Here is a 25,075-nt window from a genome sequence, read left to right on the forward strand (position 1 = left end):
TTCTGCTTCAGCGGACTTCGCTCCCGGCACTGCTTGAGTTTAAAGCCTGCCAGCTTGTTTCGCTATGAAAAAGCCTTTGCATTGCGCAGAAGATCAGACGGAGGCAGCCCTCTGCGGCTGTCCTCAGCATATCAAAATCAGGGCGGGCGCAACAGCCTGCCCCTCCATTGTTCAGTAATTATATATGGCAGGCAACACCTTCGGCGCCCTGTTCAGGGTGACAACGTGGGGCGAGTCCCACGGTACCGCGCTCGGCGCGGTCATTGACGGCTGTCCTCCGGGCATCGACCTGACCCCGGAAATGATTCAGCAAGAGCTGGAGCGCAGGCGGCCCGGCAAGGGCGGCGCGACCTCGCCCCGGCAGGAGCCGGACAAGGTCGAAATCATGTCCGGCATTTTTCAGCCGGAAGGCGCGGCGTGCCCGAAAACCACCGGCACGCCGATCTCGCTGGTGATCTTCAACAAGGACGCGCATTCCAAATCCTACAGCGACTTGCAGGACATCTTCCGGCCCGGCCACGGCGATTTCAGCTATCAGGCCAAGTACGGCATCCGCGACCACCGGGGCGGCGGGCGGGCTTCGGCGCGGGAGACGGCGGCGCGGGTGGCGGCGGGCGCGGTGGCCAAGCAGCTGCTCAACCGGCATGATATCAGCGTCGTGGCGTACACCGTGGCCCTTGGCGGCATTTGGGCGGAAGAGCGCAATCTTGCGGTGATCAGCGAGAACAGCCTCTTCTGCCCGGACAGTGCGGCGGCGGCAAGGATGGAAGCGCGCATCGCCGAGGTGCGCGAGCAGGGCGACACGCTGGGCGGCATTGTTGAGATTCGCGCAACCTGTCCTGCCGGGCTGGGCGAGCCGGTCTTTGACAAGTTAGATGCGGAGCTGGCCCGCGCTCTGATGTCCATCGGCGCGGTCAAGGGCGTGGAGATCGGCGCAGGCTTCCGGGCAGCGGCAATGCTCGGCTCGGAGAACAACGACCCGCTCACGCCGGATGGCTTTCGCAGCAACAACGCGGGCGGCATACTCGCCGGAGTCAGCAGCGGCCAGGAATTAGTCATGCGGGTCGCGGTTAAGCCGATTCCGTCCATCCGCAAGGAGCAGCAGACCGTCAACCTGCGCAACGAGCCGGTGACAATCAAAGTTGGGGGCCGCCACGACATCTCCGCCATTCCGCGCATCATTCCGGTCTGCGAGGCGATGGTCCGGCTGGTGCTGGCGGATCAGCTGCTGCGGCAGCAGGCAGCCCGGCTCAGTTAACGAACCGAAAGAGGACAGAATATGGATGAGAAAGAACTGAGCGGTGCCTTTGTAAGCTCCTTGAAGCGCAACAACAAGGAGATCAAGGCCGACCGGGCGGCGGCCCTCGCCGAGGACGCGCAGCTTGTCTACCGGCGGCGGATGGAAGATTTGGAACTGAGCGTCAAGAAGCTGAAGCGGGAGCGGGACAATATGCTCGACCTCTCGCCGGACAACGCCCAGAGCCTGATTCTTGCCAGCAACTTCAACTGCGAGGACTTCGTGAGCAAGGACATTGATCTTGGCATCCGCATCCGGCAGGCGGAGATCACCTTGGAAATCGCCAGAGAACGCTACAACTATCTCTTCGGAGGGAAATGAATCATGGGCTGGGGATATTATTCAGTGGATGACCGGGCGGCGCGGGCTGCCTCTGTTGGCTATGACACCAAGTCTGCCCGCGAGATCTTCACGCAGCGGAACATCAACAACGCCATGAACCCGCACGGCATCACTGTGCGTGAGTCCCGTGACTCAGTCGAACATCCCAACTCGGTGGCTATCATCCTCGCCTTGGATGTGACCGGCTCGATGGGTTCAATTCCACATCACCTTGTCAAAGACGGCCTGCCAAAGATCATGGGCCGGATCATCCAAAGCGGCACGCCTGATCCGCAGCTGCTCTTCCTTGCAGTTGGAGACCACGAGTGCGACAGCAGCCCTTTGCAGGTCGGTCAGTTTGAATCCAGCGACGAGCTGCTCGACAAGTGGTTGACCTCGGTCTATCTGGAGGGCGGTGGTGGCGGTAACGCGGGCGAGAGCTACCTGCTGGCTTGGTATTTCGCAGGATTCCATACCTCAGTTGACTGCGTTGAGAAGCGGAAGCAGAAGGGATTTCTCTTCACCATCGGTGATGAGCCGACTCTGCCGGAAGTCCCGGCAGTCAGCTTGGAACGCCTGATGGGCCGGGGCCAGCAGCAGACCTGGTCAGCGGTGGAGCTTCTGGACAAAGCAAGGAAAAGCTACCACGTCTTCCACCTGCACATCCGCGAAACCAGCTCAGGCAGCAGACGGGAGGTCATGGACGGCTGGAAGCAGCTCATGGGCGATAAGCTGATCGTTCTTGAGCGGCACGAGGAGGTCTCGCTGGTGATTCCTGAAATCATCGCCGCCACGCTGCGCAAGGACGCGGCAGGCAAGACGGCTGCTGCCGGGACGCGGTCGCAGACTGAAGTCATCTTGTGAAGGGGAAGGTCGTCATCGGCGCAGGCTTCGGCGACGAAGGCAAGGGGCTGGTCACGGACTGGCTCTGCCGGAGCTGTGCCAAACCCTTGGTGATCCGCTTTTCCGGTGGTCAGCAGGCCGGGCATACCGTGGTTGCAGACGGTGTCCGGCATGTCTTCTCCAACTTCGGCTCCGGCACGCTGCTTGGCGCGCCAAGCTGGTTCTCCCGCTTCTGCACAGTTGAGCCTGTGGGCCTGATCACCGAGCTGTGCGCTCTGCTGGGCAAAGGCGCGCAGCCGCTGCTCTACATTGACGCGGCCTGTCCAGTCACCACGCCGTATGACATCGCCCGCAACCGCCAGCATCATCCGCACGGCAGCTGCGGTGTGGGCTTTGGCGACACACTCCGCCGCGAAGAGCAGTTCTACTCGCTCACCTTCGGCGACCTCTTTTATCCGTGGGTGCTGCGCACCAAGCTGGATCTGATCTGCCGCTTCTACGGCGACTGGGCGAATGCGGTGGATGTGGAGGACTTCCTCGACTGCTGCGCCGCATTGATCGGCTCGCCGCACGTCCGCCTCACACGCGGCTTGCCGGAAGGTGGCTGGAGCGATCTCATCTACGAGGGCGCACAAGGGCTGCTCTTGGATCAGCATTTCGGCTTTTTTCCCCATGTCACCCGCTCAAACACCGGCACTGCCAATGCCGTAGCCCTGCACGGCAGCGAGGAGCTGGACATCTACCTCGTCACCCGCGCCTACCAGACCCGGCACGGCGATGGCCCGATGAGCAACGAGCTGCTGCCGCACAACATCAAGGCCAATCCCGACGAGACCAACGTCCGCAACACTTATCAAGGCACGTTCCGACGCAGCCTGCTTGACCTTGACCTGCTTGAATACGCGGTAAGCCGGGACGAGCTGCTGCGTTCAAGCACGCACCGGCATCTGGTCGTCACCTGCTTGGATCATGTTGAAAAGGAGCTGCGCTTCACGCAGCACGGGAGGATCGTCTGCTGCGACAGCGCGGACGACTTCATCGCCCGCATTGCCGGACGGCTCGGCTTCAGCAGCGTCTTTGTCAGCGCAGGCGACGAGGCGGGAGCGGTGCGGCCCTTCAGCCCAGCAGGATAAGCAGCCAGACCAGCACTGCGTTGATCAAGGCGATGAAGACCGCTGCCGATGCGATGTCTTTGGCCCTGCCGGAGAGCGGATGCCGCTCCGGGCCGATGCGGTCAATGGCCGCTTCCACGGCGGTATTCATCAGCTCCACAATCAGTACCAGCAGCAGGCTGGCGAGCAACATGGCCCGCTCCAGCCCGCTCTTGCCCAGACAAAAGGCCAGCGGAGCAAGGACGCAGAGGCAGTAAATCTCTTGGCGGAAAGCGGTCTCCCGCCAAGCGGAGGCCAGCCCGGCCAGAGACCAGCCCAAGGCTTTGCGGAGATGCGAGGTGTTTTGTTTCTCAGCCATGCTTTTTGCCGTCTTCTTCAGCGAACATATCCCTGCTCTTCCAGATAAAGCAGTATGTCCTGCACCGCCTCAGCCGGGGTCATTGTTGAGGTGTCGATCACGATTTCAGGATGAGACGGCGGAATGTAGGGGTCGGAAACGCCGGTCACTCCCTTGACTAATCCGGCCCGCGCCTTAGCGTAAAGGCCCTTGCGGTCGCGCTGCTCGCAGATCTCCAGCGGCGTGGCCACATAGACTTCGATGTAACCGCCGTAGCGGCTGATCAGCCGCCGGTTCTCTTGGCGCGGCTCCTCATAGGGTGCGATAGGCGCGCAGAGGGCGATGCCGCCGTTTTTGGTGATCTCGCTGGCCACATAGCCGATGCGGGTGATGTTCAGATTGCGGTGCTCCTTGGAGAACGTCAGCTCTGAGGAGAGATTCTTCCGCACGATGTCGCCGTCCAAAAGTGTCACCGGACGGCTGCGCATTTCCATGAGGCGCACCATCAGGGCCTTGGCGATGGTTGATTTGCCGGAGCCGGACAGTCCGGTGAAAAACACGGTGAAGCCCTGCCGGGAGCGCGGCGGAAAGGAGCGGCGCAGCTCGGCGACCACGCCGGGAAAAGAGAACCATTCAGGAATCTCCAAGCCCCATTCCAGCCGCCGTTTCAGCTCCTTGGAGCTGATGCTCTTCACTGCCTCGCCGTCGGCCTTGTCAAGGCGGACATAGCAGGCCCGGTCTTCGGCATAGCCCATTGCCTGCTCCGGCACCATCTCAATGCCAATTTCCTCAGCCAGCGAGGCTGCCAGCCGCTGGGCCGCGCCGCGCGGATAAAACAGCTCCGCATCGCTGTCGGCAAAGGGATCGCCGTGGTCTGCCGCGACCATGAAATGACTGCATCCGTAATTTTTGCGGATCAGAGCGTGCCAAAGGGCTTCCCTTGGCCCGGCAAGGCGTTCGGCTAAGGGAATGATGCCGAGCTGGATCATGCTGGCCGGAAACTGGCGGACAAACTCCTGATAGCAGTGCACGTGGGTGTAATGCTCGCGGCTGCCGGGATGATCCAGCCCCACCGCAGGCTGGAGGAAAATCGCGCTGCCTGCTGTGCGGGCGGCGGCCAGCACCATCTCGCGGTGGGCGCAGTGCAGATACTCCTTGGTGTGAAAGCCCAGCACCCTGCGCCAGCCCTGCTGCATGAAACGGCGGCTTGTCTCCGCCGGAGTCAGGCGAAATTCTTGAAAATCATAGTGAATGGGCAGAGTCAGACCTTCCAGCGTCCCGCCGAGATACCAGTCCTTCACCTGCGTGAACAGGACCTGCACGCCGGGATGCCGCTCCGGCTCGCTGGTTCCGTAAACCGCCTCAGCCTCGGCCTTTTTGTCCGGCTGCCAGATGTCGCTCACCGTCAGCACAGCTAAAAGAAAACCTTCGCCGTCGTTGAGGGCCACGCGGCTGCCTGGCTCCAGCTTGGCGGCAAAGGCTTCGCTGACATCCAGACAGATCGGCAGCGGCCAGACCGAGCCGTCAGTCAGACGCATTTCTTGCAGAACCCGTTCGTAATCCGCTTGGCAGAGAAAGCCGTTCAGGGGATAAAAGGCCCGGCTGAGCAGGCCCTCCAAGTCGCAGAGTTGACGGCGGTTCAGATCCAGCGCGGGCAGGCGCAGGGCTTCGGCCCGGAGCTGCTCGGCCCGGCAGAAATGGACCAGCAGGCTTTCGGAATAGGGCGTGGATGAAGGATTGTTTTCAGACATCGGAATGAAATTTCAAGGATGCTCAGAACGTTGCCAGCAAAATCCTGAATAGCGGTAAAAATATTGAACTTTTTGCGCGGATACATTATACCTATTCTATAGGGAGGGAGTCAGCTTATCAGGGTTGAGGAGCAATGCAGGCGTTTTGGCCTGCGCAACAGAAACCGCAGAGCTGCTGAGAAAAATGAGTCTCCGTGATGCCGTCCATATCCTGATGCTGAGTCCGATCTACTTCTACCTGCCGGTGCCGCAGCGCCTGCTGCTGGCCAAGGAGTACTGTCTGGCCGCCAACAGCTTCCGCCGCTGAAGCCTCTCAGCCGCGCCGCAGCGGCGGGCTGTCCGGCGGCTGCCAGTCAGCGTTCAGCTCGTGCAGTTTGGCGTACTTGTACCACGTCCCCTCGAAATTGCCGACCGCGATGACCAAGCCGGGCCAGCCGTCGAGAATGCCTTTTTTCAGGATGTACATATGGAAGAAGGACCAGAGGCCCCGGCTGAGGGCGGTGAGCATTCCTGTCCGCCGTCCGCGCTGGCGGAGCTTCTCCGCGCCGAGCGTGGAGTAGCGGTTGGCCTTGCGTGCCACTTCCTCCAGATTTTTGTAGGGAAACTGCCAGATGGGCTGCTGAAGATAACCGGCTGGCCTGCTGGAGACAATCTCGTATTCCTCATGCACCGGGTCGGTTTTCTTGAAGCGCAGCGCGCCCTTGCGGAAGAGCTGCGGCTGGCGGTAGTCGGGATAAAAACCGGAATGCCTGATCCAGCGGCCCATGAAAAAGTTGCGCCGGGGGATGTAATAGGCATCCGCCGCGTCTGACAGAGCAACCGTCGCCAGCATTTCGTCCCGCGCCTCCGGGGTGCAGCGCTCGTCGGCATCTAAGGAAAAAATCCAGTCGTGCGCGCAGGCGGCCATTGCCCGGTTGCGCAGGTCGCCAAAGCCCTTGAACGCAATCTGCACCACCCGTGCGCCCAGTTCAGCGGCGATCTCGGCGGTGCCGTCGGTGCTGAAGGAATCGGCCAGCACAATCTCGTCCGCCCAGAGCACGGAATTGACCGCCTGGCGGATTTTGTCCGCCTCGTTCCACGCGATGATGTAAACAGAAATTTTGCTCATCGCACAGGACGGGGCGGCGGCATGGCCGGTCCGGTGCCGGGAGGCCGCTTGGCCGCACCGCCGCCTGCCAGCTGAATGACGATGTTGTCGGTCTTGCGCAGCCGCTTGGCCAAAGTTTTGAAGAGATGGCGGGCTATGTCCGGATATTTCTCCAGCAGCTCCGGCAGTTTGTCGCCTGGATACTTCTTCACCTTGGTACGGCCCACCGAGACAATCGAGGCGTAGCGCGGCTCGCTGAGAATGCAGGCCATTTCGCCGAAATATTCGCCCGGCTCGGTGATCTCGGCAATCTTCTTGCCCTGCTTGAGCACCGCCACCTTGCCGCGCACCAATTTGTAAAAATTGCGGTCGTCCTGGTTGCCTTCCTGGATGATGATGTCGCCGTCCTCGTATTCCTCCACCGGCGGGCTGACCAGATACGGCGGCAGAGTGTCCTGCTGAATGACCGTGTTGCCCTCCACCTCTTCAAGGCTGGTTACACCCTGAAGCGCTTTCAGGATGGCCGCGTGGCGCAGGGTGTACATGCCGGACTGGACAGCGACTTTGCGCAGCTGCTCTTCCGAAACCTGCGCTTGGATGGCCTGCGCCACCTCGCTGGTGACTTCCAGCAGCTCAAAAAAACCGACGCGGCCCTTGTAGCCGCGCCCGTTGCAGACCGGGCAGCCTTTCGGGCCGTAGAGCTGGAAGCCCGGCTTGTCGATCTGCTCCTCAGTGAAGCCGATCTCTATAAGCCGCTGCCGCTCCACAGTGACCGGCTGCTTGCACTTGGCGCAGAGGCGGCGGCCCAGCCGCTGGGCCAGAACCATGGTCAGCGAGCCGGCCAGAATATAGGCGGGAATGCCGATGTCCACCATACGGCTGACAGTGGCCACCGCGTCGTTGGTGTGCAGGGTCGAGAAAACCAAGTGGCCGGTCATGGCCGCCTTCATGGCGATCTCGGCGGTGCTGATGTCGCGGATCTCGCCGACCATGATGATGTCAGGGTCTTGGCGGAGGAAGGCTTTCAGGGCGGCAGGGAAGGTCATGCCGACCTCGACGTTGACGTTGACCTGATTGATGCCCTTGAAGTTGAACTCGACCGGGTCTTCAGCGGTGAGGATTTTGATGTCCTCGCTGTTGAGGGAGTTAAGGGCTGAATACAGCGTTACGGTTTTGCCGGAGCCGGTCGGCCCGGTGACTAAGAGCAGACCTTGGGGACGTTCAAGACAGCGCCTGAGGGCTGCAAATGTCTCCACCTCAAAGCCGAGCTTGGTCAGGTCAACATTCAGCGAGCCTTTGTCCAAAATACGGAGAACGATGCCTTCGCCGTGCAGCAGCGGCAGGGTGGAAACACGGAAATCCACCGCTTTGTTGCGGCCCAGCCGGATGCTGATGCGGCCGTCCTGCGGCACCCGCCGCTCTGTGATGTTCAGGCCAGCGAGGATCTTCATGCGCGCCGAGAGCGCGTTCTTGATCGTCAGCGGCAGGTTCATCGACTTGTAGAGGGAGCCGTCCTTGCGGTAGCGCACCTGCATGGTCTTTTCAAACGGCTCGATATGGATGTCGCTGACCCCTTCCTGCACGGCTTTGACCAGAATGCCGTTCACTAATTTGATGATCGGCGCGTCATTGGCGGAGAACTGGCTGAATTTGTCGTCCTCCTCATTGCCGGAGTCCTCAATCTCGAAGTCCTCCGCCGCGTCGGAAACCAATGCGCCCCAGTCCTCGACCTGCTCGACCTGCTCAACCTGCTCCTCCTCACCGGTGGCGAAAAAAGATTTGTATTCCTCGTCGCTGATTTTGTAATAAGTTTTATACGCCTCGACAATGTTTCTGGTGGTGGAGACGCAGACGTTGAGGGCCAGCTTGAGGGTGTTCTGCAGCTCCTCGACCTCCAGCGCGTCAGTCGGCTCGGCCATCGTGATCTGGAGGGTGTCGCCGGCCAGCCGGAGCGGGAAGGCCATGTACTGCTTGGCCGTCTCGTAGGGCAGCAGCTTGAGCGCCTCAGGATTCGGCGCCTCCTCGGCGATGTTGACCAAAACGTAGCCATGCTGCCTGCTGAGGAAGTTGGCAATGGTGTCTTCCTCAATAATGCCGCCGTCGAGCAGTATCTTGCCCAGCCGCTCGCCGTTTTTCTTGTGGATGGCCTGCGCGTTGGTGAACTCGGCAGCGGTGACATAGCCCGCTTTCTGCAGCAGCTCGCCGATTTTCAGCTTGCCTGCTCCGGTCTGATCTTTGACGGTCCGTTTCAACGCCGCCTTCGGATCTGCCGCCGCTCTTCTGGACGGCGGTGCCTCCGCTGCTGTTTTTTTATCCATAATCTCCGAACCCGATCAAATGAAATGAAAAATGCGCCGTGGCCAGAAGCCTGCTGTATCTTACCGCAAAAGAAAACCGGCCAAAAGGTTTTTTCCCGTCAGCCCGCTTTTTACGCGGCCTCAGTCAGGGCCGGATGAAATTTCTGTTGACATCCCCGGCCCGCGCAGTAAAGAGAAAGAAGCAGTTCAACAGCCTGTTCAGGCGCGTAAATCAATCCGCAGGAGACAACATGGACATCACCAACATTGAGACCATTCCCGGCAAGACCATCATCGCCCACTACGGGCTGGTTTCCGGCAGCACTGTGCGCTCAAAGAACGCCTTCAGGGACATCGGCGCGTCCTTGAAGAACATCTTCGGCGGCGAGCTGAAAAATTACACCAAGCTGCTGGACGAGACGCGGCAGGAGGCGGTCAGCCGGATGCTTGAGCAGGCCAAGGCGCTCGGCGCGAACGCGGTGGTCAATGTCCGCTTCGCCACTTCGGACGTGGCGGCTGGCGCGGCGGAGATCTACGCCTACGGCACCGCAGTACGGGTCGAGTGAGGGCAGAAGCATGACAGATCTGATATTTTTCGCCCTGCTCTTCTGCGGCTCCTATCTGATCGGCAGATATAAGGAAAGAAAGCATTTCGCCGACATCATCCGGCGGGAGAAAGAACTGCTCCTGCTGCCCGCCCTGACCATGAAGCGGGCTGAAGACCGGCCTGTGGCCAAAGCCGAGCTGGTCACAGGCAGCGTGGTGATTGCCGGAGATTTTTTCAAGCAGGTCATGGCCCAGTTAGCCAGCTTGTTCGGCATGAGAATCACGGTTGCCGAAAGCATGATGGACAGGGCGCGGCGGGAGGCTCTGCTCCGCATGAAGGCCCAGGCAGCCGGAGCGGACGCGATTCTCAACGTCCGCTTTGAATCGATGAAAATCGGGGCGCGGGAGAAAGTCGCCGGGGTGGAGGTGCTGGCCTTCGGCACAGCGGTGTATTACCGGCAATGAAGTTCGAGCCGCGTTACACGGAAGAAAATTTCAACGTCCCGGAGCAGCACGAGCTGCGGGATTTCTTCCGCCTCAGCCTATATCTGCTGGGAATAGTCTTCGGGCTGTACATAGTGCTGGGCTTTGCCGCTGAAAAAATCGCCGAGCGGCTGCCGCCCCGCTTTGAAGCGGCCATTGCCGCGCATTTCACCGGCAAACTTGACGATTCCGCCTTTCCGGCCAGCCGCGACTATCTCCAGCAGGTGCTTGACCGTCTTGTCAAGACCGCTGATCTGCCTGATTTTCAATACAAGATCACGGTGCAGGAGCAGGAGGAAATCAATGCCTTGGCCCTGCCCGCAGGAAGAATCGTCGTTTTCAGCGGCCTGTTGGACAAGCTGCGTTCTGAAAACGAGCTGGCGATGGTGCTGGCCCATGAGCTGGGGCATTACGCCCATCGCGACCATCTGCGCGGGCTGGGCCGTGGGCTGGTGCTGCTCTCCATCACCGCCGCGCTGGGTTTCTCCGGCGATTTGCCCGGCTTCATCGCTCCGTCCGTGCAGACCTTCAGCCTGAAATATTCCCGCGAGCAGGAAGCGGCTGCGGACATCTTCGCCCTTGACCTTGTTGTCCGCAGCTATGGCCACGCAGGCGGCGCGCTTGATCTGTTCGCCATGTTTGAGGAGCAGGAGCGGAACACGCCCGCGCTCTTCTCCACCCACCCGGACAGCCGCTGGCGGCGGCAGAATTTGGCCGACCGCATCAGCCGGGAAGGCTGGCCGCAAAAGACGGTGCAGCCGCTTCCGGCCAAACTGCCTTTTGCCGAAGAAGTCAGCCCTCAAGCATGATGCTGCTCTATCATGCCGAAGAGTTCCTGCTCACCATTTTCATCCTGCTTTTGATGGAATGCGAGCAGGCATCTGCCGTGTTTCGCTTTCGGATAGACCTGTTCAAGCAGCGTCTTCCATGCCTTCAGGTCGAAAGAATGCGGCAGCCCGCTGATCAATGCCGCAGCTTCATGCTGGAAACGTGCTCTTTTTTCAGCAAAATTGCCGCCCGCAAGCCATGCAGGCAGCGGCAGCTCAAGAAGAGTCTGAGCCGCCGTGCCGTTTTCTTCCATAATCCCGTCAAAAGCGTCACGGTCGGCGGTGACAAAAGCGCAGGCAGGCAGGGGCTGGCTGCCACCGACCAGCAGCTGCCGCCATGCCTTGAGCCGCAGGCGGGCGCGGCGGCTCTCCGATGCCGGAAGTTCCGTGACAGCCGACAGCGCGGCCTCCTCATCGCGCAGAGTTCGCAGCAGCCTTTGCTCACGCAGCGTAATCCGGCGCAGGCTCTGCCGGATTTCCTCCTCCTGCCGGTCCGCGCTTTCGCCCAGCTTCAGCACCAGCCGGGCCTGCCAGAGTAGAGCGGCCCGCTCCTTGTCCTCTGCCGCCGCGCCGCCGCTCTGCCGCCGCAGCGCGCTGACGATGGCATCTTGGCTTTCCATCCCGCTGCCGCTGTTTCCGGCCAAGGAAAGCCCGATATAATCGCCGGGACGCTGGCGCAGTTCCTTAATCAAACGAAGAAAACGCTCCTGATCCGCGCCGAGCGGTGCCGGGCAGTGAAAGCGGAGCAGCCCCTGCGCCAGCAGCTGTCCAGCCAGCGGCGGGATGTCATTCACGTCCGGCAAATCGTTTTCCGCCGCTGCGAGATAGACAGCTTCAGCAAAACATTGTACAAGGGGGAACAGCATCTCATCTTTGGGCAGAGTGTCCGGGAACACGCAGAAACTTTGAGGCATCATCATGAACACATTGTATGAGAAATTCACCTTCGCCCTTGCCGCTGTCATTTATCTGTTTTTTCATCTGCGGGGCGGCAGGACGGCGGGAGAGATGCTGGCCGGGACGTTTTTGCAGCTGCTGACCACTGCGCCCTACTGCATCGGCTTTACGTGGATTTTAACCCGCATGATCAGCTGGCTGCATCACGGGAAGAAGCTGGCCTGGGACCGCGTCGCCCGGATTTTCCTGGCAGCCGGCATTTTTTTCGGTTTTTTCTTCGGCCTGTATGAACACGCCGAACAGACGGAGCAGGAGCGGCTCCGGCTGGAGCAGCGGCAGCCTGCGCGGACACTGCCACAGGCCGCCGGACAAAGAGGCTGCTACGCCGTCTCCCAGACCATCATGCCCATCTCCATTTCGGTCTGATGGCGGACTTTGCCGTCTTCAGCGGTGAAGCGGGCGATGACCTCACGGATCAGCTCCGGCTGCGGCTCAACATCGCTCTGGGATTCGATGAAACCTTCGACATGCTCGAACGCCTCCTCGACCGTGCCTTCCCAGTCCCAAGTCCGCCGCACAGTCTCAATTGCAACGCGGATGCCCATTCCGGCCAGCGCGGCCTGCACCGCCTTCGCGCCGGGCGGCGGGCCAAAATTCAGCCCATGCGCTTGGAACGCCGCCTCCATGAGCGGATTGCGCCGCAGCTCGCCCCAGCCAGAATAAACGCACCAGCGACGGGAACAGCGGTTCATGCGGGCGACATCCTCGACCGTGCGCACTGCCGGAGTCATCGCGGCCCAGACAATGTCAAACGCCTTTTCCAGACCATGCTTGGCGACCGCCTCATCCGACCACGGCCCCTGCACGGTGGTGACATTCTCCAGCCCGTGCTGCTGCCGCTCGGCTTCCAGCCGCAGCAGCATTCCTTCCGACAGGTCAAGGCCGGTCACGCGGGCCGCCCGCTTGGCCAAAGGCAGGGTGTAGATGCCGGTGCCGCAGCCGATGTCCAAAACCGCCGCGCCGTCGATCCGCACCCCGCGCTGCTCAGCCATGCTGATGACTTTGCCGGTTTTCTCCAAGCTCTCCTCTGAAAAAGGCGCAGGATACCGCTCCGCCATCTTCTCCCAGAATTTTTTCTGCTTCTCCGCTTTGGTCATGCGCTCCTCGTATGGTGTTGATAATGCTGTGACAGGTTCAGGGCAAGCATAAAAAGACAGGCGGCGTTCCCGAAAAGCTGGAAAACCGCTGCGGAACGCCTGACCTGAACCAGCTGTTTTTTCTTCTGAATGGGATGTGTTGCTCTCAGCTCAGAACCTGCGGGAAAAGCTGTCCTGCACCTCAAGCCGGGGATTGACCATCACCACGCTGTCCTGAAGGCGGCCTGGCCGCACGGCGTATCTGCCGCCCTCAGCGGTGATCAGCGGGACTTGACGGCTCCGCTCAAACGCGTCGTAGCCTTCCTTGAGGTTCGCCCAGAAATCAGCCCAGCGGGAATTTTTGTTCTCACGTAGATTTTCCTGGGTCATGCGGAAGGGAAAAACATGGATGCCGAACTCCTTCTGCCCTTGCAGGAAGGCTTGATAGGCCAGCAGGTAAATTTCTTCAATCTGCATGTTGCCCATCGCGAAGCAGCCTTCAGAGATGCACTTGCCATGCACCATGATGGCGCCGCCGGTGCGCTTGTTCTCCCGGTCAACCGCGTTGGGATAGCCGATGTCAAAGGAGAGATGATAACGGCTGGCCGGATTGAGCTGGCCGCCGGAGACAGTGTAGAATCCTTCCGGGCTTTGCTGGTCGCCTTCGCGCAGCTTGGGGCCGATGGAACCGGAATAGGTGCAGATCGGGTAGGTTTTGAACAGCTCGAATTTTTCTCCTATCCGCAGCCATACCTCAAGCTGTTTCGGCTGTTTGAAGACCCTCATGAAAACCGGGCCGCCCAGCTGCATTCCTTTGGCCTTGAGCTGCCGCAGCACACGGGGGCGGGCGTTGGCCATGAAGGTTTCAGCCTTCGGGCTGGTGGGCAGAAATTCCTCCAGCAGCTGGGCGGAGGAGCGGAAGGGAGCCAGCAGCAGGGCGGCTCCCAGAAAGGCGGCGGCAAGGCGGGGCATGGCGATGTCCATCGGCGGCGGCTCCAGTGTCTGCGGTTCAGGCCGTCTGCCCGGCTTTCGCCTTGGCGTAGGCAGTGGCGGCGCATTCGTTTTTGCCCAGATCCAGCTCTTCGGCACGGTCCGGGTCCACCTGTTCCAGCCCGGCGTTGATCCGCCGGATCAGCGCGTACTCTTCCGGCTGCGGACGCAGGTTGTCCTTGATGAACTGAATGAAATCAGCCTCGCCGGGCAGACTGTAGATCGCTTTGTTGCGCTCGATGATCTCACTCAGCCGGGCGGTGAAGATGAGCCGCGCGTCTGCTTCTGTCCAGTCCATGTAATGGCCGGGCAGCACGCGGATGTCTGGATCAAGCTGCTGAAGCCTGCCTAAGCTGCGGTGAAGCTGCGCGGCCCATGCTTCAGCCTGTCCGCCAAGGTCCGGTCGTCCCACCGAAGAAAGGAAGACGGTGTCGCCGGTGAGCAGATGGCTGCCGCCGATGAGATAGCAGGTCGAGCCGGGCGTGTGGCCGGGGGTGAAAATTGCCGTCACCTCTGGGCCGCCGCTGGAAAAACGGTGGATGCCGCCGTCGTGCAGCGGGAGGTACGGCATCTTTGAGCTGGCGAAATCGCCGGGGTTGGCATGAAAGGCCGCGCCGGTCTGCTCGGCGACACTTCTGGAGCCGGCAATGTAGTCGGCCTGAAGATGGGTTTCAAAGGTTTTGCTGATCCGGCAGCCTTTCTGCGCGGCGAACTGAAGATAAAATTCAGTGTTGCGGGAAGGATCAAAGAGCATCATCTCCTTGCCGCAGATCAGGCCGTAGGAGCAGGATGCCTTGCCGGGCCGGATGAACTGATGCAGCTCGTAATCCGGGCCTTGGAAGGCCAGCTTCGGCACCAGCATGTTGCCCCAGCTTTTGATCCCGCCCGCCATGTAGCCGACATCCTTCCATCCATGCTTTTCAAGAATTTCGGCCACATATTTGGCTGACCCCTCTTTGGCGCAGATGATGCGGACGCTGCGGTCTTTCGGCACCTGAGCAGCCGACTCCTGCTCCTGCTCCATGAAGCGGTAGTAGGAAATGTTGCTCAGGGCGAAGGGCTTGGGGCTTTCCACGCGGAACCGGCTGAAATCCTTCTCATTGCGGACATCAAGCACCAGAATGTCCTCGCGGCCCTGCTCCAGGCAGCCGAACAGCTCGGCGGCCTCATAGCTGAAAATCGTCATGAAAAAAATCTCCGATACAAAAAAAGGAGGCGGTCAGAGCAGTCCGTCGTTCTGCCGCGCCAGTTTTTCTATTTTCCCGGCATCGACCTGCATGTGCAGCTGAATGAACAGATCGCCAAGATTGTTTCTGGTGTGCGGGATCAGCATGTCATGCCCGGCTTCATAGGTGCTGACCGCCTGCTGGAACTCGGCATCATAAAGCTTGTTGATTTTGCCGTTGTAATATTTCAGCTCCCGGAGCATGATTTTAAGATATTTTATCCGCTCATGCTCGTCCAGCTCAAGCCATTTCTGGTAAGCGGCGACTGTGGCCTCCGGCGAAGGGCCGCCTGACGCGAAACAGGAAGAAAAATCAACCTGCTGATAGATGCCCCGGAGCGCCCAGAGCACGGCGGCCTCAACCAATGTCCGCTGCGCGCCATGCAGGCCCTCCTTGGTACGGGACTGCCGGGCGAAGCTCATGCTGCCTTCGCCGTAGCCGAAGCCGATGGAGAATTTTTCTGATTCCGTGTAGCTGTTGAGCGTGAGCGTGGTGGCCGCGCCGACAGTGTTGCTGACCGCGTCCCCCAGATAGATGGTCAGCGAAAGGCTCCGCGAGGCTCTGGCGACACCATATTCAATGTCCGCCTCGCCGTTGCTGCCTCTGGTCTCCGCGCCGCTGCTGTGGCCCTTGTTGACGTAGTCGGCAGTGTCGTTCTGGGTGTAGATCCCTTTGACCCGCAGCACCACCGATGCGCCATATTTTTTGGCCAGCTCGCGCACATAACTTATGTCCAGCCTGCCAAATTTATCCTCCTGCATCAAGCCGAGCGGCGGCGAATAGGGAATGATGATTTTTTTATGCGAGATGCTCCGCCGGATGACAGCCTCGAAATCATATTTGCCGCCGTCAGCTAACGGTCCGTTTTCCCGCGCATATCTGCCGGTTAAAATTTTACTGTCCGACAGAACCGGCACAGTTCCGTCAAAAAAGTCGTCAACCAGCAGCAGAACAGCGCCGGTCTCTGTCTGATTGACCTTTTGGCCCATGCATCTAAGGGTTTCCGTCAGGTTGGTCAGCGCAGGATGCGGAGTTTCCGCCGTGATGTTGGACATCGAGGAATTGATGTTGGAGCAGCCGCTGGGCAGCAGAAAAACTGCGCCGCTCAACCATGCCGTTCGGATAAAGGCGTTCATCGGAATGCAGCAAGAAAAAAGCCCGCAGCATAGCGGGCGGAGACAGCTCTCGTTGTTCAGGAAAATTTTTGAAATTTCAGCGGGTCACTGACATTCAAAAACAATGGTGTCCACATCTATGTACTGAAAGGCATCACCGCCGCCTTCATTGTAATTTCCATAAAAAACGCATTTCGGCTCAATGAGACTGTCCACTATGACCGTGCCGTCCGGTGTCAGAAACTGGCCGTTGGTGCTGATTGAAGCGGCAGCAGCGGTTTCTTCTGCCGCGCTGCTTTGCCGCAGCACGCTGGCCCTCTGGCTCATCACTGATTTCAAACTGGGGGCGATTTGCACGTCAGGAATGGAAACTTTTTTAATTTCGGCAAAAACCTTTCCCTGGCCGCCGAAAAACAAACCCAGCAGAAGAAGTGAGAAAAAAATATTTCGCATGTCACAGCCTCCCTGCCGCTCAGTCGCTGGTGATCACGTTGATGCCTTGAATGCTGCCGACGCTGCTGAAAGAATTGACAGTGACCGGTCCATTGATGACCGCCATCTGGGTGACAGACTCGGCACTGCCTCGGAACACGTTGACTCCCTGCACCACATTGTCGCCGTTATCCAAATTCAGGGAAAGACCGTACTCGACCGCCGCGACCTGAACCACGTTGCCGTTGCACGACGGATTGACAATCACGTTGACTCCTTGTGTGCTGCCGCTGTCGTTATAGGAGTCCAGCGTCAGCTCGCTGCTGACATGCGCCCCTTGAAACAAACCTGCGTCAAAGGCATCGGCAAACTGGTCAAACACGCTGAAGTCGGCGCACAAAGCTGCTGATGAATGCAGCAGCAGTTTCGCCAACAATGTGATCAAACATGTTTTTTTCACCATCACCGACTCCTCCAGACAGACAGGCGCACCTGCTGCGTCCGCAGCGCGGCATCATGTTCTCTCCGCTTGGCCCCTGCTTCTGATCAGATCCCAAACGCAGCTCCTGCCGCCGTCATGCCAGCGCAGGAGGATGCGGAGCCAGACCGCCGCACGGCTTCTCCTGCCGCTGACCGATCACTCGCACTCCGCACCATTGCAGGTGGTGATCAAGTTGGCGGCCTGAACCGAATAGTCGTTGTCCGAGGAGCTGATGTTCAGGCCCGCAGCGACAGCTGTCCCCTGCATGACCAGCACCGCCGTCTCGTTTTTAACGAGGTTGACCGCCTGAAGGTTGTTGCTGCCGTTCAAATCCATCGCCATGACAACGCTGCCGTCAGTGTACGCGCTCTGCCGCACTTCATCTGCGGCAAAGCTGTTGCCGATCACCACGTTGCCGCCGGTCACGCCGCCTGTGTCCGTGGAGGAGGACAAGCTGATGTCTTCTGTGACCGCCAAGCCTTGGGCCATGCCCTGCGCGATGCCATCCACTAAGCCCGCAAAGGGATTAAACAAGCCTTCAGCCATTGCCGCCGAAGGAGAGAGGGCCAGCCCCAGCACCAGTGCAAGATTAATTTTTTTCCACATTTTGATCTCCTTCTGCCTGAAAAAAGCATGTGAAAAGCAAAAACTCTGCCTTTTTTCTTATTGTAAGTATAAATCAGCAACCACGGCAAATCAAGCGAAAAAATAAAAAAAATAAGAAGATGCGCCGCAAAAACAGCCTGTCGGCAAAAAATCAATGAAAAGAGGGCCGTCCCGGTTCAGGCGGCTTTTTCTTTTTAAAAATCAGAGTGGAATATGAAAAAGCAAAAAAAACAGCCCCGCTTGCCGAATGCCCCGCCAGCAGGTATATTTCATAGCAATGCGATCCTCTCACAGGCCGCTTCAACAACAGCACAGGGAAAGACATGAAAAAAACTCTTGCGTTATGCGCTCTGCTCCTCCTGCCGCCGATGACCTCGCCCGCCGCAGACGGCCCCCGTCTTTTGGACACCTGGTCGGAAATGAACACTTGGGAATCAGGAGTCCAGGCGGCGGAATTCGCTCAAACGCTGGACAAAAAATTTGTCTTTGTCGCAGGCAGGGAGGGAGGGGTGCAGATATACTCCGCTGTCGGCGAGCATCTGACCACCGTGCCGACCAAAGCGCCGCTGGCGGCGATGGATATCGACCAACGCGGCAGAACGCTGTATGTCGCCGAACAAAACGGCAGCTGCGCCGTCTTCCGCATTGACATGGCCAGCGGCTTTCCCAGCTGGTCGGCGCAGGGCCGCTGGAAAACCCGGGCAAGGCCGGTGGACGTGGCCAGCCTGCCCGACCGGCAGCTCGTCTTCGTCCTGGAGGCGGACAGCGTTGTGCGGATGTACTCCTACACCGGGGCATTGCTGGGCTTCATCCCGGTGCCGTCCGGCATCTCCGCCATTGACCTTGTTCCCCGCAGCGCAGTGCTTTATCTCATGGGCAGGCATGGCCGCTACACCGCCGTGCGTCTGCATCTTTGAAATCAGCGGACAGACCGGGCGTTCCGCTTGCCGGACAGGCTGCGGAACAGTATAATGAACGCGGGCCGCAGTCCATGCGGCCTTCTATCATCAATTATTTGCAAAAAGGAAAGAAGATGAAAAAAACTCTCGCGCTCTGCTGTCTCCTCGTCCTGGCCGGCCAGACGGTCTCGGCGCAGCCGTCCGAACCTGCCCAGCAGCCTGCGGCCAAGCCCGACGCGCTGTCTTGGACCGTGCTGCAGACGTGGAAAACTGAGGCGAAGCCGCTGGATTTCGTCCAGTCGCTGGACGGCAGGATGGTCTTTGTCCTCGGCGGGGACAGCAAGGTGCACCTTCACGCCGCTGAAGGCCAGAAATTGGGGGAAATTCCGGTGGAACCCGGCACAGTGGCGATTGACATCGCTCCGCGCGGCGAGATGCTTTATCTGATGGACGGCAACGGCGCCTACAAAGCGCTGGACATTTCCTTCGCCAAGGACATCGACATTGCCGGCTCGCCGTTTTTGGGCAAAGAGGCCGCGCCGGTGGCCATTGTCGTCTTCTCCGACTTTCAGTGCCCCTTCTGCAGCCGGGTGCATCCGCTGCTGGAAGAGGTGATGAAGCGCAATCCTGAGACGGTCAAGGTGGTCTTCATGCACATGCCGCTGAACATGCACCAGCAGGCCGAGCCTGCGGCCCGCGCCGCCATCGCCGCGCAGGAGCAGGGCAAGTTTTGGCAGATGCACGACGCGCTCTTCGCCGCCGCCAACAGCGGTCTGAGCGACGCGGACATTGAAAAGGCCGCCGCAGGCATCGGTCTGGACATGGAAAAATTCAAGGCCGCTTGGAACAGCCCGGCCACGCAGGAGAAGCTGACCAAGGACATGAGCGCGGCGCGGCTGGCCGAGGTCAACGGCACTCCGACCATCTTCGTCAATGGCCGCCGGGTCAACGCCCCAAGCCCGGACGTGATTCAGAAGATGATCGAGCAGGAGTTGAGCAAAAAGAAGTGAGTTCGGTGAAAAAAACGGCGGCGACCGGCGGCGAAACCGAGCAGAGCCTTGACTTTGCCGACCCAGCCGCCACGCAGACGCTCTTCGGCGAGCTGAACCGCAATCTGCACACCGTCGAGCAGGCCGCCGGAGTCCGCATTCATCAGCGGGGCGGCGGCCTGCGCGTTCAAGGGCGGGCGCACGCCGTGGAGCTGGCTGTCTCGGCCCTGCGGCAGCTCTACGAGCTGGCGCGGAAGGGCTATCCGGTCTTCAGTCAAGATGTGGCCTTTGGCCTGCGCATTTTGGAAGCCTCGCCCAATGCCTCGCTGGAGGAGATTTTCCTTGAGAAAGTTTGCATCACCTCCAAAAAGCGGATCATCTCGCCCAAGACCCTCAATCAGAAGAACTACATCGAGGCCATCCGCCGCAACGACATCGTTTTCGGCATCGGCCCGGCAGGCACCGGCAAGACCTACTTGGCCGTGGCCATGGCTGTGGCCGCGCTGACATCGGAGCAGGTGCAGCGCATCATTCTCACCCGGCCTGCGGTGGAGGCGGGCGAGAAGCTCGGCTTTCTGCCCGGCGATCTGGCGCAGAAGGTTGATCCGTATCTGCGCCCGCTCACCGACGCGCTCAACGACATGCTGGGCGCGGAAAAGGCGGCGGATCTGGTCGAGCGCGGAGTGGTCGAGGTCGCGCCGCTGGCCTTCATGCGCGGCAGAACCTTAAACAAAGGCTTCATCATCTTGGACGAGGCGCAGAACACCACCCGCGAGCAGATGAAGATGTTCCTCACCCGCATCGGCTTTGACTCGCAGGCGGTGATCACCGGCGATGTCACCCAAGTTGATTTGCCCGGCAGTCAGCCGTCCGGGCTGGTGGAGGCGCAGGCCCTGCTCCAGAACATCGAGGGCATCGCCTTCTGTCCCTTTGACAGCAGCGACGTGGTGCGTCATCCCTTGGTGCAGAAAATCATTCACGCCTACGACACTGTCAGCCGCCGCGAGCCGCCGCGTTCCGCGTCCTGAGCCGTTTTCCCCATGGCCATCAATTTCATCAGCGAAATCGACCCGCAGCAGTTCCAGCTCAATCAGAGCCTGCTGCGGGCGCGCCTTGTCCGCCTGCTGCGCCTGCTGGAGCAAAGCGGGCGCACGATCAGTGTTGTCTTTCTCGACGACAAGGAAATGGCCCGCTACAACCAGACCTACCGCCACAAGGAAGGGCCGACCAACGTCCTCTCCTTCCCGGCGGACGTGGCCGACGAGCTGGGCGACATCCTCATCTCCGTTGACACCGCGTGGCGGGAGGCGGTCGAGAAGGAAGTCCCCCTGCATCAGCACCTCACGTGGCTGATCATCCACGGCCTGCTGCACCTGCTCGGCTACGACCATGAGCTGTCCGAGGCGGAGGCGGAGCGGATGCAGGACAAGGAGGCCGCGCTTTATCAGGCTGTTCAACATATTCATTCAGGAGGAAGAACCATGCCGCAGCTTGCCATCAATGTTGACCACATCGCCACTATCCGCGAGGCCAGAGGCGGCGCGGAGCCTGATCCGGTGCTGGCCGCAGGCATCTGCGAGCTGGCCGGAGCCAGAGGGATCGTCGTTCATCTGCGCGAAGACCGCCGCCACATTCAGGAGCGCGATGTGCGAGTTTTGCGCCAGACCGTGAAGACCCGCCTCAATCTGGAAATGGCGGCGGTCAAAGAGATTGTTGAGATCGCCTTGGACGTGCGGCCTGACCTCATCACCTTGGTGCCGGAGAAACGCAAGGAGCTGACCACCGAGGGCGGCTTGGACATTCCCGGCAACGAGAAAAAAATCAGGAAGACCGTTGGCAAGATGACCGAAGCGGGCATTCCGGTGTCCATTTTCATTGATCCTGACGAGGAGCAGATTAAGGCGGCGGCGGATGTCGGCGCGGCCTATGTTGAGCTGCACACGGGCCGCTACGCTGATGCGAAAGACCACGAGGAGCAGGAACGCGAGTTCCGCCTGATCGAGCAGGCGGCGGAGATTGCCTATGCCGCCGGACTGTGGATCAACGCGGGCCACGGCCTCAATTATCTCAATGTGGGCCGCGTCGCCGGTCTGTCGGTGATTGAAGAACTGAGCATCGGCCACGCCATCATCGCCCGCGCCGCCTTTGTCGGTTTGGATAAGGCCGTGCGCGAGATGCAGAACTGCATTGATCTGGCCGTCTGACACCCGTCTCCGGCTCACCTTGGGCGCGCTTTTTTTCCTCAGCGCGCCTGCCTCAGCGTTTCTGTTTCAAAACAACTGCGAGAATCCCTCTTGAACACATTCATCAATCAAAAAGCCATTGTCACCGGCGCGACCAAAGGCATAGGCCGGGCTGTTGCTGAAGCATTGCTGGCCCAAGGCGCAACCGTGCTTGGCCTGTACAGCGGCGATGAGGCCGCAGCGTCGGCCTTTGCTGCTGCGCATCCTGAAGTGGAAGGCCACCTGCGGCTGCACAAGGTTGATGTCAGCGACTGCAAAGCGGTCGAAGCCTTCTGCCGCGAGACCGAGGAGCAATTTGACACCATTGACATTCTCGTCAACAACGCGGGCATCCGCCGCGACGCGGTGCTGGCCATGATGCGGCAGGAGGACTGGCAGCGCGTCCTAGATGTCAATCTCACAGGCGGATATAACATGTGCCGCTTCGTCCTCCCGCTGATGCTGAAACAAAAATACGGGCGGATCATCTTCATCACCTCGCCGATGGGCCGCCTTGGCTTTGCCGGGCAGGCCAATTACGCCGCTTCCAAGGCCGGGCAGGTCGCGCTGATGAAATCGCTCTCGAAAGAAGTGGCGAAGCGGAAGATCACCGTTAACTGCGTCTCGCCCGGCTTTATCAGCACGGATTTCATCGGCGATCTTTCTGAAGAGCAGATGAAGGAATACAAGAAGCTGGTGCCAGCAGCCCGTTTCGGCACGCCGGAGGAAGTGGCGGACGCAGTGCTTTTCTTAGCTGGAAAGAACGCCGCTTACATCAACGGCTCGGTGTTGGAAATAACCGGAGGCTTGTGATGGACAGGGATTTCATCATGGCGCGTATTCCGCACCGCCCGCCTTTTCTCTGGCTTGACCGGGTGCTGGAGTTGACGGACAGCGCAATCCGGGCGGAAACAACGGTATCTGCTGAGTTGGACATCTTCAAAGGCCATTATCCTGATTATCCCATCATGCCGGGTGTGCTGCTTTGCGAGGCGGTTTTTCAAGCTGGAGCTTTGCTGATTGCCGAAACGCGGCGCGGCAAGCAGGATGTGCAGGGTGTGCCCGTGCTGACCCGCATTCTTGGCGCGAAGTTCAAGCGGGAAGTGCGGCCCGGCGATTTGATTGAAATCACAGCGGCCTTGAAAGAGCAGGTCGGCCCGGCTTGGTTTCTCAAAGGCGGTGTGCAGGTCGGCGGCAAGACGGCGGTGCAGGTGGAATTCGCCTGCGCCTTAAAAGGAGGCGAATGATGGATTTTCTCAAGCTGGCGGGCACGAAAGTCGTCATCTTCGGCTTGGCGAATAAAAAATCTGTGGCCTGCGCCATTGCCAAGGTGCTGGCCGAGGCCGGAGCCGAAGTGATTCATGTCGTGCGCAGCGAAGAGCGGGCCGCGACCTGCCGCAAGCTCTTTCCAGCCAGCCCGGTTTTCTGCTGCGACGTGGAGGACGAGGCAAACATCATCCGGGTGCGGGATGAGATCGCCGCGCAGATCGGCGGGCCGATTGCGGGCATTGTGCATTCCATCGCCTTTGCCAATTACTCTGAAGGAATGCAGCCTTTTCACGGCACGGTGAAGCGTGATTTCCTGCAAGCGATAGACATCTCCTGTTTCTCCTTCATCGCCATTGCCAATCACTTCAAAGAGCTGCTTGACCAGGACGGCGCGATGGTCACGATCTCCATTTCCACCACACGCATGGCTTCGGAGAACTACGGCTACATGGCTCCGGTCAAAGCGGCCTTGGATTCCTCGCTCTGCTTTCTCGCCAAATCCTTCTCCGCCTTCTCGCGGGTGCGCTTTAACGCGGTCGGGGCCAGTCTGCTAAAAACCTCGGCTTCGGCAGGCATTCCCGGCTACATTGACTCCTACATTTTCGCCGAACAGGCGATTCCCCGCAAGCAAGCCTTGCGCACCGAAGAGGTGGCTGATGCCGCCGCCTTCCTGCTGTCGCCGCGCTCCTCCGGCATCAACGGCCAAACCCTCGTGGTGGACGCAGGCATGAGCTTCAACTATTTCGACAAGGACATTATCGCCAAGGCGGTGCGTTGTGTATGACTATAAAAAGAAAGGGCCACAGCATAAGCTGCGGCCCTTTTTCAATACCAGTGGAAACTGCTTACTTGCAGACCATAGGTGTCTTCATACAGGTGTCATCAGCTTCACGAGCAGAAGGTATAACCCCAGCACCGTCAATGGTAATCGTATAGTTGCATCCCTTGGGGACAGAGCCTTGCGTGGATGAACCAAAGCTGCACTTCTTGCCTGCTACATCAACGACAAGGACATTTGTCGTTGGGGTGAAATGAACTTCTTTTACCTCTGATATTTTATTGCCAACAACATCTAATTCGGTTTTTATGAATATACTGTCTGCGTATGCCACGCTTGACAGCCCAACTGTAAGAAACGCACCAGCGAACACAAATTTTTTGCAGATCTGATTCATACTTTTCTCCGTATCAGTTAAAATGAAAAACAGATTGACAAAAATGATTATACCCCCCCCAAAAAAAAAGCAAGCGCAAACAATTAAAAAGTTAAGCAGGCAAGCATTGCCAAGGCGGTTCAATGATGGCGACTAAGCAGCTGAATCCCTTCACCCGCGCCGTTCTGATGGCGAAACATGCTTGGGCGGTCTTCCGCGCCAAGGAAACGCCGCGTTATGTCAAGCTGATTCTCGCGCTGGGCTTGGCCTACATTGTTTCGCCGTGGGACCTCGTCCCGGAATGGCTGCCGGTGATTGGCGTGCTGGATGATTTCGCCTTGGCCGCGCTGTTGATCTCTTGGGCGGGCGGGTTCAAAATAAACAGTTCGCATTAACCGATTATTATCGGCGAACTTATTGTGATTAAATGGACAGTTCATTCTTCGCCATCCGCGCGGCCAGCTTGTCCAGCTCTGCCTTCAAGCTCCTTCAGCGGCACGACCACCTCAATGCCGTTCACCATCGCGTGAGCCGCATCATCCGGCACTGAGCCGGACTCGGCAATGTCGAGGCTCTCGGCGCGGGTCATGGCGCAGAGGGAGCCGCTGAAGGAGCGCAGCAGCTCGCGCTTGTCTGCGTCGGGACAAATCAGCACAGCATGCACCTTCGCGCTCGGATGCACGTCCGCCTCGCTGCGGATGGTAAGGCCAACTAATTTTTTCCTTCTATTTTCTTTATATTGTGATACTCTATAGAAA

General features: G+C 59.4%; 30 protein-coding genes. 16 read left to right on the forward strand and 14 right to left on the reverse strand.

Features of this window, described 5'->3' with window-relative positions:
- Positions 1 to 184 precede the first annotated feature (184 nt).
- The 4 genes from aroC to ACNKH3_RS07255 are packed head-to-tail and all read left to right on the forward strand — an operon-like array spanning position 185 to position 3,594.
- Positions 185 to 1,258, forward strand: a complete 1,074-nt coding sequence (gene aroC / locus ACNKH3_RS07240; protein WP_417915726.1) for a chorismate synthase — start codon at positions 185 to 187, stop codon at positions 1,256 to 1,258.
- A gap of 21 nt (positions 1,259 to 1,279) precedes the next feature.
- On the forward strand, positions 1,280 to 1,618 hold the full coding sequence (locus ACNKH3_RS07245; protein ID WP_417915725.1) for a hypothetical protein: 339 nt from the start codon (positions 1,280 to 1,282) through the stop codon (positions 1,616 to 1,618).
- 3 nt (positions 1,619 to 1,621) lie between these two features.
- Positions 1,622 to 2,482: a hypothetical protein gene (locus ACNKH3_RS07250; protein ID WP_420208756.1), complete on the forward strand. Its 861-nt coding sequence runs from the start codon at positions 1,622 to 1,624 to the stop codon at positions 2,480 to 2,482.
- Positions 2,479 to 3,594, forward strand: a complete 1,116-nt coding sequence (locus ACNKH3_RS07255; protein ID WP_417916428.1) for an adenylosuccinate synthetase — start codon at positions 2,479 to 2,481, stop codon at positions 3,592 to 3,594. Before ACNKH3_RS07250 ends, ACNKH3_RS07255 begins: the two co-directional genes overlap by 4 nt.
- Here the strand turns inward: ACNKH3_RS07255 and ACNKH3_RS07260 are convergent.
- From ACNKH3_RS07260 to pilB, 4 genes are all read right to left on the reverse strand, one after another.
- Positions 3,578 to 3,931 carry a diacylglycerol kinase gene (locus ACNKH3_RS07260; RefSeq protein WP_417916427.1) on the reverse strand — a complete coding sequence of 118 codons (354 nt, stop codon included), beginning with the start codon at positions 3,929 to 3,931 and terminating at the stop codon, positions 3,578 to 3,580. The genes ACNKH3_RS07255 and ACNKH3_RS07260 overlap by 17 nt on opposite strands.
- A gap of 17 nt (positions 3,932 to 3,948) precedes the next feature.
- The gene (locus ACNKH3_RS07265) at positions 3,949 to 5,661 is read right to left on the reverse strand and encodes a bifunctional sulfate adenylyltransferase/adenylylsulfate kinase (RefSeq protein ID WP_420208757.1); all 1,713 of its coding nucleotides are present in this window, start codon (positions 5,659 to 5,661) and stop codon (positions 3,949 to 3,951) included.
- Between the two features lie 313 nt (positions 5,662 to 5,974).
- Positions 5,975 to 6,769 carry a glycosyltransferase family 2 protein gene (locus ACNKH3_RS07270; protein WP_420208758.1) on the reverse strand — a complete coding sequence of 265 codons (795 nt, stop codon included), beginning with the start codon at positions 6,767 to 6,769 and terminating at the stop codon, positions 5,975 to 5,977.
- On the reverse strand, positions 6,766 to 9,066 hold the full coding sequence (gene pilB, locus ACNKH3_RS07275) for a type IV-A pilus assembly ATPase PilB (protein ID WP_420208759.1): 2,301 nt from the start codon (positions 9,064 to 9,066) through the stop codon (positions 6,766 to 6,768). Before pilB ends, ACNKH3_RS07270 begins: the two co-directional genes overlap by 4 nt.
- Positions 9,067 to 9,296: 230 nt before the next feature.
- Here pilB and ACNKH3_RS07280 point away from each other — a divergent pair, with 230 nt between their 5' ends.
- From ACNKH3_RS07280 to ACNKH3_RS07290, 3 genes are read left to right on the forward strand one after another with little or no spacing between them, the layout of a single operon-like run.
- The gene (locus ACNKH3_RS07280; protein WP_420208760.1) at positions 9,297 to 9,611 is read left to right on the forward strand and encodes a YbjQ family protein; all 315 of its coding nucleotides are present in this window, start codon (positions 9,297 to 9,299) and stop codon (positions 9,609 to 9,611) included.
- A 10-nt stretch (positions 9,612 to 9,621) separates the two neighbouring features.
- Positions 9,622 to 10,056 carry a YbjQ family protein gene (locus tag ACNKH3_RS07285; protein WP_420208761.1) on the forward strand — a complete coding sequence of 145 codons (435 nt, stop codon included), beginning with the start codon at positions 9,622 to 9,624 and terminating at the stop codon, positions 10,054 to 10,056.
- Complete coding sequence (locus tag ACNKH3_RS07290; RefSeq protein WP_420208762.1) at positions 10,053 to 10,883, forward strand: M48 family metallopeptidase; 831 nt, start codon at positions 10,053 to 10,055, stop codon at positions 10,881 to 10,883. The genes ACNKH3_RS07285 and ACNKH3_RS07290 overlap by 4 nt, the downstream gene beginning before the upstream one ends.
- On the opposite strand, the gene ACNKH3_RS07295 is transcribed toward ACNKH3_RS07290, so the two are convergent.
- On the reverse strand, positions 10,874 to 11,821 hold the full coding sequence (locus ACNKH3_RS07295; RefSeq protein ID WP_420208763.1) for a hypothetical protein: 948 nt from the start codon (positions 11,819 to 11,821) through the stop codon (positions 10,874 to 10,876). The two genes, ACNKH3_RS07290 and ACNKH3_RS07295, sit on opposite strands and share 10 nt — an antisense overlap.
- On the opposite strand from ACNKH3_RS07295, the gene ACNKH3_RS07300 reads away from it, so the two are divergent.
- Positions 11,820 to 12,224, forward strand: a complete 405-nt coding sequence (locus ACNKH3_RS07300) for a hypothetical protein (protein WP_420208764.1) — start codon at positions 11,820 to 11,822, stop codon at positions 12,222 to 12,224. The two genes, ACNKH3_RS07295 and ACNKH3_RS07300, sit on opposite strands and share 2 nt — an antisense overlap.
- Here the strand turns inward: ACNKH3_RS07300 and ACNKH3_RS07305 are convergent.
- From ACNKH3_RS07305 to ACNKH3_RS07335, 7 genes are all read right to left on the reverse strand, one after another.
- Complete coding sequence (locus ACNKH3_RS07305; protein ID WP_420208765.1) at positions 12,179 to 12,955, reverse strand: class I SAM-dependent methyltransferase; 777 nt, start codon at positions 12,953 to 12,955, stop codon at positions 12,179 to 12,181. The genes ACNKH3_RS07300 and ACNKH3_RS07305 overlap by 46 nt on opposite strands.
- 150 nt (positions 12,956 to 13,105) lie before the next feature.
- Positions 13,106 to 13,918, reverse strand: a complete 813-nt coding sequence (locus tag ACNKH3_RS07310) for a L,D-transpeptidase family protein (protein WP_417916628.1) — start codon at positions 13,916 to 13,918, stop codon at positions 13,106 to 13,108.
- Positions 13,919 to 13,943: 25 nt separating this feature from the next.
- Positions 13,944 to 15,110 carry an MBL fold metallo-hydrolase gene (locus ACNKH3_RS07315; protein WP_417916629.1) on the reverse strand — a complete coding sequence of 389 codons (1,167 nt, stop codon included), beginning with the start codon at positions 15,108 to 15,110 and terminating at the stop codon, positions 13,944 to 13,946.
- 33 nt (positions 15,111 to 15,143) lie between these two features.
- Entirely contained in the window at positions 15,144 to 16,286 is a 1,143-nt protein-coding gene (locus tag ACNKH3_RS07320) for a hypothetical protein (protein WP_417916630.1), read from the reverse strand.
- An 84-nt stretch (positions 16,287 to 16,370) separates the two neighbouring features.
- Positions 16,371 to 16,592 carry a hypothetical protein gene (locus ACNKH3_RS07325; RefSeq protein WP_417916631.1) on the reverse strand — a complete coding sequence of 74 codons (222 nt, stop codon included), beginning with the start codon at positions 16,590 to 16,592 and terminating at the stop codon, positions 16,371 to 16,373.
- Positions 16,593 to 16,737: 145 nt separating this feature from the next.
- Positions 16,738 to 17,160, reverse strand: a complete 423-nt coding sequence (locus ACNKH3_RS07330) for a hypothetical protein (RefSeq protein WP_417916632.1) — start codon at positions 17,158 to 17,160, stop codon at positions 16,738 to 16,740.
- A 174-nt stretch (positions 17,161 to 17,334) separates the two neighbouring features.
- Positions 17,335 to 17,784: a hypothetical protein gene (locus ACNKH3_RS07335; RefSeq protein WP_417916633.1), complete on the reverse strand. Its 450-nt coding sequence runs from the start codon at positions 17,782 to 17,784 to the stop codon at positions 17,335 to 17,337.
- Between the two features lie 323 nt (positions 17,785 to 18,107).
- Here ACNKH3_RS07335 and ACNKH3_RS07340 point away from each other — a divergent pair, with 323 nt between their 5' ends.
- The 7 genes from ACNKH3_RS07340 to ACNKH3_RS07370 all read left to right on the forward strand — a co-directional run bounded on the left by ACNKH3_RS07340 (position 18,108) and on the right by ACNKH3_RS07370 (position 23,947).
- Complete coding sequence (locus ACNKH3_RS07340) at positions 18,108 to 18,701, forward strand: YncE family protein (protein WP_417916634.1); 594 nt, start codon at positions 18,108 to 18,110, stop codon at positions 18,699 to 18,701.
- A 116-nt stretch (positions 18,702 to 18,817) separates the two neighbouring features.
- The gene (locus ACNKH3_RS07345) at positions 18,818 to 19,693 is read left to right on the forward strand and encodes a thioredoxin domain-containing protein (RefSeq protein WP_417916635.1); all 876 of its coding nucleotides are present in this window, start codon (positions 18,818 to 18,820) and stop codon (positions 19,691 to 19,693) included.
- Between the two features lie 5 nt (positions 19,694 to 19,698).
- Complete coding sequence (locus tag ACNKH3_RS07350) at positions 19,699 to 20,700, forward strand: PhoH family protein (protein WP_420208773.1); 1,002 nt, start codon at positions 19,699 to 19,701, stop codon at positions 20,698 to 20,700.
- 12 nt (positions 20,701 to 20,712) lie between these two features.
- Positions 20,713 to 21,876 (forward strand): pyridoxine 5'-phosphate synthase, encoded by a 1,164-nt coding sequence (locus ACNKH3_RS07355; RefSeq protein ID WP_420208766.1) that lies wholly within the window; start codon positions 20,713 to 20,715, stop codon positions 21,874 to 21,876.
- 90 nt (positions 21,877 to 21,966) lie between these two features.
- Positions 21,967 to 22,707: a 3-oxoacyl-ACP reductase FabG gene (gene fabG, locus ACNKH3_RS07360; protein WP_417916027.1), complete on the forward strand. Its 741-nt coding sequence runs from the start codon at positions 21,967 to 21,969 to the stop codon at positions 22,705 to 22,707.
- Positions 22,707 to 23,141 carry a 3-hydroxyacyl-ACP dehydratase FabZ family protein gene (locus tag ACNKH3_RS07365; RefSeq protein WP_417916028.1) on the forward strand — a complete coding sequence of 145 codons (435 nt, stop codon included), beginning with the start codon at positions 22,707 to 22,709 and terminating at the stop codon, positions 23,139 to 23,141. The genes fabG and ACNKH3_RS07365 overlap by 1 nt, the downstream gene beginning before the upstream one ends.
- Positions 23,141 to 23,947, forward strand: a complete 807-nt coding sequence (locus ACNKH3_RS07370) for an enoyl-ACP reductase FabI (protein ID WP_417916036.1) — start codon at positions 23,141 to 23,143, stop codon at positions 23,945 to 23,947. The genes ACNKH3_RS07365 and ACNKH3_RS07370 overlap by 1 nt, the downstream gene beginning before the upstream one ends.
- A 61-nt stretch (positions 23,948 to 24,008) precedes the next feature.
- Here the strand turns inward: ACNKH3_RS07370 and ACNKH3_RS07375 are convergent, their stop codons facing one another.
- Positions 24,009 to 24,338, reverse strand: coding sequence for a hypothetical protein (locus ACNKH3_RS07375; RefSeq protein WP_417916029.1), 330 nt, complete (start codon positions 24,336 to 24,338; stop codon positions 24,009 to 24,011).
- A 122-nt stretch (positions 24,339 to 24,460) separates the two neighbouring features.
- On the opposite strand from ACNKH3_RS07375, the gene ACNKH3_RS07380 reads away from it, so the two are divergent.
- Complete coding sequence (locus ACNKH3_RS07380) at positions 24,461 to 24,712, forward strand: YkvA family protein (RefSeq protein WP_417916030.1); 252 nt, start codon at positions 24,461 to 24,463, stop codon at positions 24,710 to 24,712.
- A gap of 41 nt (positions 24,713 to 24,753) precedes the next feature.
- Here ACNKH3_RS07380 and ACNKH3_RS07385 read toward each other — a convergent pair whose 3' ends face one another.
- Positions 24,754 to 24,999, reverse strand: a complete 246-nt coding sequence (locus tag ACNKH3_RS07385) for a hypothetical protein (protein ID WP_420208767.1) — start codon at positions 24,997 to 24,999, stop codon at positions 24,754 to 24,756.
- Between the last annotated feature and the right edge of the window lie 76 nt (positions 25,000 to 25,075).

It is taken from the genome of Candidatus Electronema sp. JC (genome assembly GCF_048287365.2).
GTDB lineage: Bacteria > Desulfobacterota > Desulfobulbia > Desulfobulbales > Desulfobulbaceae > Electronema.